At 64.7% G+C, this 12,680-nt stretch carries 9 protein-coding genes, 1 tRNA gene and 2 pseudogenes; 9 read left to right on the forward strand and 3 right to left on the reverse strand.

The features are described 5' to 3' along the window. The first annotated feature begins 2 nt into the window (after nt 1–2). Nucleotides 3–76 (forward strand) — tRNA-Val (locus G3436_RS03455). A gap of 123 nt (nt 77–199) precedes the next feature. On the opposite strand, the gene G3436_RS03460 is transcribed toward G3436_RS03455, so the two are convergent. Continuing rightward, nucleotides 200–418, reverse strand: a complete 219-nt coding sequence (locus G3436_RS03460) for a hypothetical protein (RefSeq protein ID WP_163941319.1) — start codon at nt 416–418, stop codon at nt 200–202. Between the two features lie 146 nt (nt 419–564). On the opposite strand from G3436_RS03460, the gene G3436_RS03465 reads away from it, so the two are divergent. Continuing rightward, complete coding sequence (locus G3436_RS03465; RefSeq protein WP_163941322.1) at nt 565–1,119, forward strand: NADPH-dependent FMN reductase; 555 nt, start codon at nt 565–567, stop codon at nt 1,117–1,119. A 61-nt stretch (nt 1,120–1,180) separates the two neighbouring features. Here G3436_RS03465 and G3436_RS03470 read toward each other — a convergent pair. Continuing rightward, nucleotides 1,181–1,580: pseudogene (locus tag G3436_RS03470) on the reverse strand (hypothetical protein). Nucleotides 1,581–1,692: 112 nt separating this feature from the next. Further along, nucleotides 1,693–2,515, reverse strand: a pseudogene (locus G3436_RS03475) (2-aminoethylphosphonate--pyruvate transaminase); the annotation flags it as partial. Nucleotides 2,516–2,634: 119 nt separating this feature from the next. Between G3436_RS03475 and G3436_RS03480 the strand changes: the two are divergent. The 7 genes from G3436_RS03480 to G3436_RS28445 all read left to right on the forward strand — a co-directional run. Beyond that, the gene (locus G3436_RS03480; protein ID WP_163941325.1) at nt 2,635–3,495 is read left to right on the forward strand and encodes a LysR substrate-binding domain-containing protein; all 861 of its coding nucleotides are present in this window, start codon (nt 2,635–2,637) and stop codon (nt 3,493–3,495) included. A gap of 14 nt (nt 3,496–3,509) precedes the next feature. Then, entirely contained in the window at nt 3,510–4,523 is a 1,014-nt protein-coding gene (locus tag G3436_RS03485) for an AraC family transcriptional regulator (protein WP_163941329.1), read from the forward strand. Between the two features lie 101 nt (nt 4,524–4,624). Next, nucleotides 4,625–7,393: a dermonecrotic toxin domain-containing protein gene (locus G3436_RS03490; protein ID WP_163941333.1), complete on the forward strand. Its 2,769-nt coding sequence runs from the start codon at nt 4,625–4,627 to the stop codon at nt 7,391–7,393. 92 nt (nt 7,394–7,485) lie between these two features. After that, nucleotides 7,486–9,165, forward strand: coding sequence for an NEL-type E3 ubiquitin ligase domain-containing protein (locus G3436_RS03495; RefSeq protein WP_163941335.1), 1,680 nt, complete (start codon nt 7,486–7,488; stop codon nt 9,163–9,165). A gap of 116 nt (nt 9,166–9,281) precedes the next feature. Beyond that, nucleotides 9,282–10,058 (forward strand): dermonecrotic toxin domain-containing protein, encoded by a 777-nt coding sequence (locus G3436_RS03500; RefSeq protein ID WP_163941339.1) that lies wholly within the window; start codon nt 9,282–9,284, stop codon nt 10,056–10,058. Then, a complete protein-coding gene (locus G3436_RS03505) occupies nt 10,043–10,486 on the forward strand; it encodes a dermonecrotic toxin domain-containing protein (protein WP_163941342.1) in 444 nt (147 codons plus the stop codon). Before G3436_RS03500 ends, G3436_RS03505 begins: the two co-directional genes overlap by 16 nt. Further along, on the forward strand, nt 10,378–12,680 hold a 2,303-nt coding region (locus G3436_RS28445; RefSeq protein WP_163941344.1), incomplete at its 3' end, for a leucine-rich repeat domain-containing protein. The genes G3436_RS03505 and G3436_RS28445, both read left to right, overlap by 109 nt.

A 12,680-nucleotide genomic window follows, 5' to 3' on the forward strand; every position in this document is an offset into this window, starting at 1 on the left:
GCAGGCACATAGCTCAGTTGGTTAGAGCACCACCTTGACATGGTGGGGGTCGTTGGTTCGAATCCAATTGTGCCTCAACCAAACATCACCGCTCCTGTTGGCGGTAACACAAAAAGGGCGATCCGCAAGGGTCGCCCTTTTTGTTTGCCTGCGCACAAGCGCAGAGCGCGGCTCGAATGTTCAAGCCGCACGGTATGCATCAGGGGATGCGGATGATCTCTACGCCGCTCTGCACCAGCTCGAAGCGATCCTCGCCCAAGTGGTTGACCCGGTCGCCGATGGCCAGTCGATAGCTGGTAATCGGCAGGGTGGCGGCACTTCCATCGGCCTGCAGGGTGGCTTCCTGAAATTCATGGACGGGGTAGATGCGTCCGTCAGCATCCCGAGCATGAAATTGTCCGACCAGTACTGCTGTCATTTAGCGTGTGACCTCTGAAGTGTTCTCTATGGGGCATAGACCACTGTTTTGCCTGGGAAGTTTTGTCCTGGCGGAAAAAAACCTGTGGCCGGCGGTGTAGCGTCTATAACTACCACTTCTCTATGTCGATCAGTCGGGAGTGTGCCATGGGCCAGGTCTATACGGTTGCGGTATTGGTGGGCAGCCTGCGCAAGGCGTCGATCAACCGCAAGGTCGCCAACGCGCTGGCCGAGCTGGCGCCCGCCAGTCTCACGCTGGAAATTGTCGAAATCGGCGAATTGGCGCTGTACAACGAGGACATCGACGTTGACCCGCCAGCGGCCTACAAGGCGTTCCGTGACCAGTTGCGCGCCAGTGACGCAGTGCTGTTCGTCACGCCCGAATACAACCGTTCGGTGCCGGGCGTCTTGAAGAACGCCATTGATGTCGGCTCGCGGCCTTATGGGCAGAGTTCGTTCGCCGGCAAGCCGGGCGCGGTGATCAGCGTGTCGCCCGGCGCGGTGGGGGGCTTTGGCGCCAACCATCATTTGCGCCAGTCGCTGGTGTTCCTCGATGTACCCTGCATGCAGCAACCGGAAGCCTATGTCGGCGGCGCGGCAACGCTGTTCGATGAGCATGACAAGCTGTCGGAGAAGACCCGGCCGTTTCTGCAGAGTTTTATCGACAGTTATGCGGCGTGGGTGGCGCGGCACCTGGGTTGAGATTGCGCCGTGGCCTTCGCTGGCAAGCCCGCCCCACACCCCGCGAAAGCGCCCGTGAGGCCTATGCCGACTGCGGCATTTCGCCCAGCGCCAGGCGCCGGTTGATGTCGGCCACCACCTCGGGCAGTGCGTTGATGGTGTCGATCAGGTAGTGCGGGCGCGCGCCTTCGAACAGCGCCTGAATGCGCACGCGCTCTGCTGCCAGTTGCTCTGAGCCCATTGCCCGGTAGGCCTCGTAGGTCAGGCCCAGGGCGTTGCCCGAGCACACCAGGGCCACGGTCCACATGCCGGCGCGGCGGCCTTCGAGAATGCCCGGCACGGTATCGTCGACCTTGACGCACGCCGAACTCGGCAAACGCTTGGACGAAAATCTGCGTGGGGGCAAAGGAGCCGAAGTCGACCACGGTGCCGGCCCAGTCCAGGATTGCGGCTTGCAGCTGTGTTGGTTGGAGGTAGTTCATTGCCGGTTTCCTTGTGTGCTCATGTCGTTGAGAGAGGGTGAAAAAGACTGTCAGAGGTCCAGCACCTGCATTTCACACAGGGCCTCGGCCATGGCTGCCACGGCCGCTCGCATGCCATGCCGTCGAGCAGGGTCTGGCAGTTGCTGGCGTAACGCTGCTGGCGTGCCGGTAGGCCGCCCTCCTCGTGGTATTGCCGCAGGGCTTCATGCAGGGCCGCCACCACGTGGGTGGGGTGAAGCGCCATTGGCCGGTACGGCTCATGTAGGCATGCTGGTCGTGCAGGTCCATGGCCAGCGATGGCGAGTTGCCTTCGGCGCCCGCCAGGGCTGCCTTCTTGGCAAACACCAAACCCATGCCGGGCACGCCTTCCAGGCATTTTCCGGAGGCCGCGATCAGCGCTTCGAAGGGCACCTGGGTGGCATCGATCGGTAGTGCACCGAACAGCTCATGGCATCGATGATCAGGCGCTTGCCCTGACCGGCGACCACCTGGGCGATTGCTGCCAGCGGGTTCAGGAGGCCGGTGCTGGTCGCGCAGTGGATCAGTGCGACGTGGGTGATGTGCGCGTCGGCCTGCAGCAACCGCTCGACGTCGGCTGCAGTGGTGGGCTGGTCCTCTGCGGTTTCGACGGTGCTGTAGTCACGCCCCAGCACCTTGCATATTTTGGCCAGGCGCTGGCCGTAGGCGCCATTGATCAGCACCAGCACCTTGCCGTTTCGCGGTACCAGTGTGCCGATGGCCGCCTCCACGGCGAAGCTGCCGCTGCCTTGCAGGGGTACGCAATGGTGGCTGGTGTGGCCGTTGATGATGCTCAGCAGTTGTTGGCAGAGGCTTGCGGTCAACTGATTGAAGGCGTGATCCCACGAGCCCCAATCCATCATCATCGCCTGGCGCGTACGCGCCGACGTGGTCAGGGGGCAGCAGGACGACAGCATTGCTCATTGCGGTGGGCCTCGCAGGCAGTGGAGTGAAACTACGGGGCCTACGTTGCAATTACGCGGACTATCAATCAAATTGTTTGTTGTTATGCCAGCCATAAGTCAGGCCGATAGATATGAATCTGTTCCAGCTCCGCGCCTTTGATGCGGTGGCCCGTGAGGGCAGCTTTACCCGCGCTGCCGCGCGGCTGTTCATCAGTCAGCCAGCCGTGACCGGGCACATCAAGGCGTTGGAGGAGCATTACCAGCTCACCTTGTTGCAGCGTACCGCACGACGGGTCGAACTGACCGAGCAGGGCATTCGCCTGGCGGCGATCACCCGTGCCATGTTCGGCCTGGCCGAGGAGGCGCAGGCCATGCTGGAGGCCAATCGGCAGTTGCTTATCGGGCGCCTTGAAGTCGCCGCCGATAGCCCGCATCAGGTCATGCCGATGCTGGCGCGGCTGCGCGAGCGCCATCCCGGGGTTACCGTCAACTTGCGCCTGGGCAATGCCCAGGAAACCCTCGCCGCGTTGTTGTCCGAGCATGCCGACGTGGCCCTGCTGACCGAGGTCGAGCCACGCACTGGGTTGCACTTGCAAAGCCTCGGGCCGTCACGGATCTGTGCGTTGCTGCCGGCAGGCCACCCCTGGGCGAGTGAGCGCGATACGCTGCCCCTGGCAGACCTGGACCAGCAGATCATGGTGCTGCGTGAGCCCGGTTCGATTACCCGGCGTACGTTCGACCAGGCCTGCCGGCAGGCCCAGGTGCAGCCACGGGTGCTGCTGGAGCTTGACAGTCGCGAGGCGGTGACCGAAGCGGTGGCGGCGCAGTTGGGCATGGGGATCGTTTCGTCGGTGGAAATCAGTCATGATCCGCGCGTGGTGGCAAGGCCGATCAGCGGCGCAGGGCTGGTCAACCAGCACATGCTCGGGTGCTTGCAGCGGCGCCGCGAGCTGCGCCTGATCCAGGCATTCCTGAACCTGGCGGGCGAGTGACGAGATCGATGAGCATGCGTGACAAAGACACGATTGCCATGCAACTGGTGCGCGAAGCACTGTTGCAGAGTTGCCCCGCCGAGCCGGCCGGCAGTGCGCTGCTGCAGCGTGTGGGGATTGATCCGCGGCAGCTGCAGTGCGTCGATGCGCGGGTGCCCGCCATGGCCTACGCCCAGCTGTGGCGCTTGTTGGCGCGGCGCAGCAACGACGAGTTTTTCTGCATGGACCCACGTGGCTTGCGCAGTGGCAGCCTGGCCTTCCTGTGCCAGTCCTCGATGGCCCAGCCCAACGTCGGTGCGGCACTGGACTCGGCATTGAGTTTCCTGTCGTTGATGCTGGAGCACCTGCAGCCGGTGCTGATTCGCCAGCAGAGCCTGGCGGAGATCGTGATCGGCGAGCCCCAGGCTGCCCCGCGACGGGCGTTCACCTATTTCACCTTCTGGATGATCGTGCACGGCGTGGCCTGCTGGCTGGCCGGTCGGCGCATTCCGATTCTGGCGGTCGAACTGCGCTGCGCCGAGCCCGATTTTTGTGACGATTATCGCGTGATGTTTTCGCAGAACCTGCAGTTCAACCGGCCGCGTACACGCATGATTTTTGCCGCCGATTGCCTCGAACTGCCGATCAGGCGCAGCGCCGACGAACTGCAGCGTTTTCTCGCCGAAGCTCCGGCCAATATTCTGGTCAAGTATCGCGACCCGGCCAGCCTGGCGCGGCGGATCAAGGATGACCTGCGCCAGTTGCCCGCAGGGCACTGGCCGGAAACCGAAGCACTGGCCCTGCGCCTATGCATTTCAGCGTCTACCCTGCGCCGCCGTCTGGCCGATGAAGGGCAGACCTACCAGGGCCTGAAGGACAGCGTGCGCAAGGAACTGGCGATTACCTGGTTGGCGGATGCCGAGGTCAGCTTTGCGCAGATCGCCGAGCGCCTGGGTTTTGCCGATACCAGCTCGTTCTACAAGGCCTTTCGCAAGTGGGCTGGGTGCAACCCCGGGCACTATCGCAGCCTGATGCTGATGGCGGGCTGAACGCGGCAGGAAAGGCTGGCCGCAGGGCAAGCCTTTCCTGTTCTCGGCGCGATGCGCGCTTCCTAGGCTGGTGGTTCAGAACCTGCCAAGGAAGTGCGCACATGCCCGAATCAAACCCCGTCGTCCAACCCTCAACCGACCCCAAGCTGCCCACGTATGGCGCGGCCATCGATCACTTCGTCGGGGACCATCTGCCCACCTGGCTGCGCGCTGTGAAGCCGCAGTTGGTCACGGCCTGGGGCCAGGCACTGCGGCGCCATCACGCATTGCAGGTGCGGGTGGCGACGCTGCTGTCATCGATCTGTGCGCCGGAGCAGTTTTGCGCCCCATTGCTGGGGCAAGTGCTCAAGGGGCAACTGGCCGTGGATATCGACCCTGCCACGCTTCGGTTCAAGGAGGTCAAGGTCACCCGGGACCGCCCACCTTTCGACCCCGGCGATGACAGCGGGCTGGCGGCGTACTCGACAGAAATGCCGTTGCTGCAACGGGCGATGCAGAACTTCACCGAGGCCCAGGCCCAAGGCTCGTTTTTCAGCGGCACCGCGATCATCGGCGAGCAGGCGGTGCTGGAGCTTGCGCCTGCGCGTTTTGCCCAGTGCTGTCGCGACCTCGACCTCGGCGCGCAGTATCAGCGACACCTGACCCAGGCGCTGGCGAAGGACGGCGAGCCGCGCAAACTGATGGCCGATGACCGGCGTTGTGCGCTTGAGGTCGACGCCCTGCGCAGCTTCATGAAGGGTGAGATCGACGCCCCAGCCTATTTGCTGCTGCAGCAGTTGATCAAGGGCGCGAACGCCCTCAGCTACCTCAGGTACGAGGTCGAAGTCAGCGGCCTTCAGGTGCTTGGCCAGGTGGTGCCGGGCGCATTTGTGCTGGCGGCGTTCGTGCCGACACTGGGCGGGGCAGTGCGTCAGGGCGCGATAGGCGCCATGCAGCAAGTGCTGGTGTACCTGCCGGGTGATCCGCTGCAGCCGTTGCGTCAGTACCCGAGCTGGTCAGGGGTGAGCTCGGCGCTCAGGGAGGCACTGAAGTCTGCAGCTTACCGCGACTATTTCCACGGGCTGTTTGGCATCAAGGCCCGACCTGGCCTGATGGCGTTGCTGCAGCACCAGTTGGCCAGGTCGTCGCCGGAACTTGACGTGCGCCGCAGTGATCTGCCTGGCAGCCTGTTCAACACCCTTGGACAGCAGCAGATAGACCGGGTACTGGAGGATGGCAGCGCACTGGTGGTGCCCACCGCCGAGGTCGATGCTGCGATCAGGCAGCAATGGCGCGATGCACTGGACGCTCTGGGCATGACGGTGCTGGGGCTGGGGGCTTCGTTTGTGCCTGGCATTGGCGAAGTGATGCTGGCCAGCACCATCACGCAGACCCTGGGAGAAGTATATGAGAGTGTGCAGGACTGGACCCACGGTCAGCGCCTGCAAGCGCTGAATCATCTGCTGGGTGTGGCTGGCAGTCTGGCGGCCGGTGCCGTGTTGGGTGCAGGCGCGGGTGCACTGGTCGCTGCGGCCCAGCGCTCGGGCTTTGTCGACGCGCTGTTGCCGGTTGTGCACGGTTTGGGTCGCTACCGTTTGTGGCACCTGGACCTTTCTGCGTATCAGTTTGCCCGTCAACTGCCGGTTGCGAAGTTCATTCGCAGTGACGGTCTGGTGGAGCTGGACGGCGCGTATTGGCTGGAACGGGAAGGGCACGTCTACCAGGTTGAGGAGCGCGAGGGACGTTGGCGCCTGCGCCACCGCGAGCGTGCCCAGGCCTACGGGCCGCCGCTGGAGACCAATGGCGAGGGGGCCTGGCGCTTGCCTGGCGAAGACCCGGCGCAGTGGGCAGACAAACGCCTGATGCTCAGGCGCATGGGGCCGCTGGCGCAAGGCCTGAGTGAGGCGCGGGAGGATCAGGTGTTGAGCATCGTCAATTATGACGAGGCGCAGTGGCGTCAGTTGCATCTTGAGAACCGCCCGATGCCTGTGCACCTGCGCAATACCCTGGAGCACTTTCAGAACGACGCACGTATCAGTGCATTTTTCAACGAGCTGGAAGGGCAGACCTCCAGTGACACGCTGGACGCCGATCTGTATCAATATTGCCTGGCTCACCTCGATCCGCCGGGCCCCGATGATGAGCCGACGCCGCTGCTGGACCGTATCTGGGAGCAGATGCCGCGCCTGCGCTACGCGTTGTTCGAGCATCTGGATGCCCAGGGCCAGGCGGTGATGGATGACAGCGTGAAGCGTGTGCTGCGTGATTTCCCCGGCCTTCCCCAGCGTTACGCCCAGACCCTGGTCGATCAGGCCAGTCACCAGCAGATCGAGTCGCTGAGCACACGTCAGCGCATTCCCTTGGCGATGGCCGAGCAGGCCCGGCGAGCCCAGGCCCAGGCACGCGTGATCAGGGCGATCGAAGGCCTGTGTTTGCGCAGTACCTGCAGCGATGACACGGTGAGCCTGGCGTTCGCGTTGCTCAGGCACATGCCTGCCTGGCCGGCCGGTTTGAACCTGGAGCTGCGCGAGGGCTCGGCCAGCGGTCGTCTGGTCGACCGCCTGCTGCCGATTGCCGAAACACAGCAAACCCGTGTACTGGTCCGCACACAGGGCGAGTTCGAGGTGTTCGATGAGCAAGGCTACGAACTGGACGAGCCGCTGGCGTTCCCTACCGGGCTGTGCGAGGCGATTGGCGGCAGTGTGACCGCCGCCCAGCGCCAGGCCTTGGGCTGGACGCGGGCCGACAGTGTCGAGCAGATTCGCCAGCATCTGGTCGCGGCAGCCATGCAACGGCGTGACCAGTTGCCCACGCTATTGGGGCAGGTTACCGGCGGCATGCATTCAACCCAGGCGAGCGCTTGCCGGACGGTCGGGTGGGGTATCCGTTAAGCGGTCGACGTGCGCCCGGCGCACGGCCTTTCACCGATGTGGTGACGACGCTTTTCCCTGGCTTCAATCAGAACCAGGTCGAGGTGTTTCTCATGCAACTGGCCAACTCCGGCACCTCGGCGCTGTCGGTGCTCGTACGCTATCAGGAAGAGTTCAACAGTTTGAATGCCACACTCGAGGCCTGGCGCCGTGCTGCGTCTGGCATGACCCGGCGTACGCGACGCGGGGTGGCCGACCAGTTGCGGCGATGCTGGCGTCGCCAGACCCCTCGGGCGCTGGACGAGACCGGCCAGTTGCGGGGCTACCGGCTGGACATCGTCGGCGCACGGGTTAGCCAGTTGCCGCTGCTGCCCGAGCAGATCAGCTTCTCTCATGTCACCCAGTTGACCTTGCAAGGCTTGCACTTGAGCGAAATGCCCGACGCGTTTCTGGCGCGTTTCAATCGTTTGCGCATGCTCAACCTGGGTGACAACCGGCTCACCTCGATCCCGCCAGGCCTGAGCCGCTTGAGCACGCTGCGCTATCTGCTGCTGGGGCGCAATCGAATCAGCCTGCGTCAGGGCGGCGGCGAGACCCTGAGCAGACTCGACCATGTCGAGGTGCTGGACCTTGAGCACAATCCCGTCGAAGTGTTGCCGGACTTGAGCGGCATGACCCGCCTGCGCGAGTTGCGTGCGCGCAACGCCGATATTCAGGCCTTTGATGCGCGGTTGTTGCGTTGCCCGTTTCTGGAGTTCCTGGACCTGCGCGACAACCGTCTCACCCAGTTGCCGGAAGGCTATTTTCAGATGCTCCGTCCGGACAGGCTCATGCTGCAGGGCAATCCGTTGACGCAGGAACTCTGGCAGCAGGTCAATGCCCTGGTCGAGGTGCCGCAGGCCCAATGGGATGGCGAGCACATGCTGTTGGCGCCAGTTTCAGCTGAGCAAAATCGGCAGCGCTGGCTGTTGCACGCCGACGCCAGTGCCCGGCCGGGGCGTGAGCGTGCCTGGGGGCAATTGCTCGAAGCACCCGACTCGGCACAGTTCATTCGTTTGCTGGGAGAGTTGACACAAACGGCCGAATTTCAGCTGACGGGCGCCGATCTGGACCGGCGAGTGTGGAGCATGCTCGAGGCGGCGCTCGCACATACCGAGTTGCGCGCCCAACTGTTCGAGTTGGCGGCAGGCCCTCGCGGCTGCCAGGACACCGTGGCCAACAACTTCAGCGCGCTGGAGGTGCATTTCCTGCTGTTTCGGGTGCGCGCGCAGGCGGCAGCGTCGAGTCAGCCGCAACAGGTGCTGCTGGCATTCGCGCGACGATTGTTCCGGCTGGATCAGGTCGAGCAGTTTGCCCGGGCGGACATGAGCGCTCGCCAGCAAGGCGGACGGGGCGTGGATGAGGTAGAGGTGAGCCTGGCGTATCGCTTGCGCCTGGCCCGTGAGCTCGATCTGCCGGGGCAGCCCACGCGCATGTTCTACGAGACGACGGCGCGTATCGATGAACATCAGTACCGTGCCGCCGCCGAGGCGGTAAGGGCCGCCGAAGCCAGCGAAGCGCTGGCGCGATTCATCAGTACGCGCGACTTCTGGGTGGAGCACCTGCGCACGCTGCACACGACTACCTTCATGCGCACCGAGCAGCGCTTCGAAGCGCGCCTGGACACCCTCATGGAACTGTGGGGCGAGATCCCCGACAACGACATGAATCAGCGGCTGCTGGCGCTGGGTAACGAGCGTACCGAGGCGCTGAACGCGTTGGCGTTCAACCTCACGCAGTATGCGTTGAAATAGCCTCCACGGCTGCTCGGGGCTGGTTGGGAAGGGCTTGGCGTACAGGCAGCCCTTCCGGTTTTTTATCTGTCAGCGGGTTTTAAGCTGGCCGTTCCGCGCACACAGGAACAGCCAGCATGCCTGACACGACACCGTCACCAAGCCCCGTCCTCCCGTTCGACTATGCGGCGAGCATCGACCAGTTCATCGCCAGTCGCTTGCCGCCCTGGCTCGCGCAGGCTGATGCAGTGCCGCTGGCTGCACTGTGCGCCAGCCTTGAGCGGCACCATCAGTTGCAGCAGCAGGTCGCGACACTGCTGCAACCTTTGCAGGACATCGTCGCGTTCGCCACGCCGTTGCTCCAGGCTGCCCTGCAGGAACAGTTGAGTGTGCATGTCGACCCGGCGCAGGCGCGCTGGAAAGAAATCAGGCTCAGCGTGGATCGCCCCCCGTTCGGCACCACGCCATTGCCGTCTTTCGTGACCTATGCCAAAGAGTCGCCACTGCTGGAGCGGGCACTGCAGAACTTCACCCAGCGCGATACCCAGGCCGGTGCGTTCTTTGGCGGCACTGGCCTGTTCATCGCCGAGGGGCAGGTGGGTGGCCAGCCCGAAGCCTTTGCCAGCCTTTGTCGTCAACTCGATCTGGGCGCGCGCTACCAGCGTCATCTGGACGAAGTGCTGGCCCCGGCAGATAGCGTGGCGCGGGCGCGGATCGACACGTTGTTGGCTGACGATGCCAAAGCCTCCCTGGAGGTGGCAGCGCACCGTGGCTACCTGCAGAAAACCCTCGACTTGCCGGCCTATACGCTGTTGCAACAGGTGATTGCCGCGCGCCAGAGCTCACCTATGGGCCGCATCAAGTGCGCTGTCGTGGCTTCTCGCTGCTCGGGTGCACGGTGCAGGGCGCCGTAGCGTTCGAGGCCTGGGGCGAGCCGCCACCTGGCGCGGTGCGTTGGTCGGACGCCGGGCTGATCCGTCAGGTCGTGGTGTGGCTGCCCAATGATCCGCTGCAGCCACTGCGCCAGTACCCCTCCTGGTACGCCTTCGCTATCGCCCTGGGGCAGGACCTCAAGCGTCCCGACTACCTTCGGTACGTGGCCGGCCTGCTCGGGCAGGATGAGCGCCTGACCTTCGCCGCGGCGCTGGCGCCGCAGTTGCAGGTAACCCGCCCCGAACTGGCGCTGCGTGACCGTGCCTGGACCGGGGGCGTGTTCGGCGGCCTGGCCTGGATGTGCGTGACGCAGATCAAGGCGACGCGGCTGCCCTGGCAGTACCTACGGCACAGGTCGACAGGCAGGTTCGCGAAGATCGCCTCAAGGCACTGGAGTCGGCGGGCCTGACGTTGCTCGGGGTGGCCGCGTCATTTGTGCCCGGCATCAGTCAGGTGATGCTGGCAACCACGGTAGGCCAACTGCTGGGCGAGGTGTTCGAGGGCGTGCGCGACTGGAGCCATGGCCAGCGCACCCAGGCCTTGCAGCACCTGCTCGGCGTCGGGCAGGCCCTGGCTGCGGGCGTGGTGCTGACGGCGGGTGTCAGCGCTGCGGTGATGGCGCTCAAACGTTCGGCGTTCGTCGACCGGCTGATGCCGATCATGCGCGGCGCGGGGCAATACCGGCTGTGGCACGCCGATTTGGCGGCTTACCAGTATCCCGGGCGCTTGCCGCTTCAGGCACAAGTGCGCAGCGACGGGTTGATTCAAGCCGAGGGGCGCTTATGGCTGCGCCAGGACGCGCAGGTCTATGAAGTCCAGCGCAGTGCTGGGGCCTGGTGCCTGCGTCATCCACTGCACGACGATGCCTATGCGCCATCGCTGGAACACAATGGCGAGGCCGCCTGGCGCCTGCCGGGCGAGCATCCACTGCTGTGGCAGGAGCGGCTGGCCATGCTGCGCCGCTTCGGCCCCCAGGCCGAGGGGTTGACCGATGCGGTGGCCGAGCAGGTGCTTGACGTGGTGGGTGTGGACGCTGACATGCTGCGTGGGCTGCATGTCGAGAATCGCCGTCTGCCGGCCGCCCTGAGCGACACGCTGGCGCGCTTGCGGCTGGATGCGCGCATTGATGCGTTTTTCCAGCAGCTTGACGGCGGGACGGCACCCGACGCGCTGGATGCCGACCTGTACCGCCTTGCCCAGGCGCAACTGCACGGCGCGGCCGATGCGCCCGGTTCGGTGGCGCAACGCATGCGCGAGCAGGCCCCGCGCCTGCGTGACGCGCTGTTCGCGCAGCAGGAGGCGGCGCGCGAGTCGCGCAACAGCGAATACGTGAACCTGGTGCAGCGCGACTTTCCGGGCTTGCCTGGTGCCTATGCGCAAGCATTGATCGACCAGGCGACGTCGCAGCAACTGCAAACCATGCGTTTTCAGGCACGCATTCCGCTGGCACTGGCAGAGCAGGTGCGCGGGCAACTGCGCGAGGTCCGCCTGAACCGTGCCCTGGACGGTCTGTGCCTGCGCAACGCGTACAACGTGGACAGTGTCAGGTTGGCGTTCGGCTTGCTCAGGCGCATGCCGGGCTGGCCGGCGGGACTGGGCCTGGAATTGCGCGCGCGCTCGGCCAGTGGACGCCTGCTCGAACGCCAGCCGGCCCAAGCGGATACACGCATACTGGTGCGCTCCGAGGGTGCGTTTCGGGTGTTCGACCGTGACACCTACGAAATCGATGAAGACATCCCGGCGCCGGCCGGCCTGTTCGAGGCGATTGCTGCCTGCCTCACGCCGGCGCAGCGTCAGGCGCTGGGCTGGCAGGCAGCCGACAGCGCCCGCGAGATTCGCCAGTCGCTGATCCGCCAGGCATTGTCCGATCGTGCGGCAGCCGCGAGGTTGATCGGGCAGGAGCCGTTGCCACGCCGCTTCACGCCGGTGCAGCGCCTGGCTGACGGGCGCGTGGGTTACCCGTTGAGCGGGCGCGGCGGGGGCAACAATCGCATGTTCTACGACGTGGTCAGAACCCTGTTCCCAGGTTCCGATGAGCAGCAGGTTGCAGCGTTTCTGGCGGAGTTTCCCACCACTGGCGAAAGCGTGATGGCCACGTTGGCGCGTTTCGCCGAGCAATGGCGCACCCTTGAGGACACCCTCGACAGCTGGACCCAGGCCGGGGGCGGTGCGCAACGCCGGGCACGGCGCAGCATGTCCAATTCATTGCGCCGCTGTTGGCGTCGCCAGGTCGAACGCGTGCGCGATGCCCATGGCCAGGTGCAAGGTTACCGCTTGAATGTCTCGGGCCAGCGCACCAGCGAGTTGCCGGCCTTGCCCGCCGTGATCAGCTTTGCCCACGTGGCTGACCTGACAGCGATGGGCAGCGGCCTGAGCGCGCTGCCCGAATCCTTCCTGCAACGCTTTTCCAGGCTGAGTTCGTTGAACCTCAGCCACAACGAACTGACCGAAGTGCCCGCACAACTGGCGCAGTTGCCCCGGCTGCACCACCTGTACCTGAGCCATAACCGTATTGACCTGCGCAATGCCGGTTCTCCCATTCTGGCGTCGCTGACGCAATTGATGACGCTCAACCTGGACGCCAACCCGCTGGGCGTCATGCC

Source organism: Pseudomonas brassicae (genome assembly GCF_010671725.1).
Classification (GTDB): Bacteria; Pseudomonadota; Gammaproteobacteria; order Pseudomonadales; family Pseudomonadaceae; genus Aquipseudomonas; species Aquipseudomonas brassicae.

Bases quoted from the DNA above. Each gene is read 5' to 3' on its own strand.
- G3436_RS03460 (WP_163941319.1), bottom strand. From the start codon at position 418: ATGACAGCAGTACTGGTCGGACAATTTCATGCTCGGGATGCTGACGGA.
- G3436_RS03465 (WP_163941322.1), top strand. From the start codon at position 565: ATGGGCCAGGTCTATACGGTTGCGGTATTGGTGGGCAGCCTGCGCAAG.
- G3436_RS03480 (WP_163941325.1), top strand. From the start codon at position 2,635: ATGAATCTGTTCCAGCTCCGCGCCTTTGATGCGGTGGCCCGTGAGGGC.
- G3436_RS03485 (WP_163941329.1), top strand. From the start codon at position 3,510: ATGCGTGACAAAGACACGATTGCCATGCAACTGGTGCGCGAAGCACTG.
- G3436_RS03490 (WP_163941333.1), top strand. From the start codon at position 4,625: ATGCCCGAATCAAACCCCGTCGTCCAACCCTCAACCGACCCCAAGCTG.
- G3436_RS03495 (WP_163941335.1), top strand. From the start codon at position 7,486: ATGCAACTGGCCAACTCCGGCACCTCGGCGCTGTCGGTGCTCGTACGC.
- G3436_RS03500 (WP_163941339.1), top strand. From the start codon at position 9,282: ATGCCTGACACGACACCGTCACCAAGCCCCGTCCTCCCGTTCGACTAT.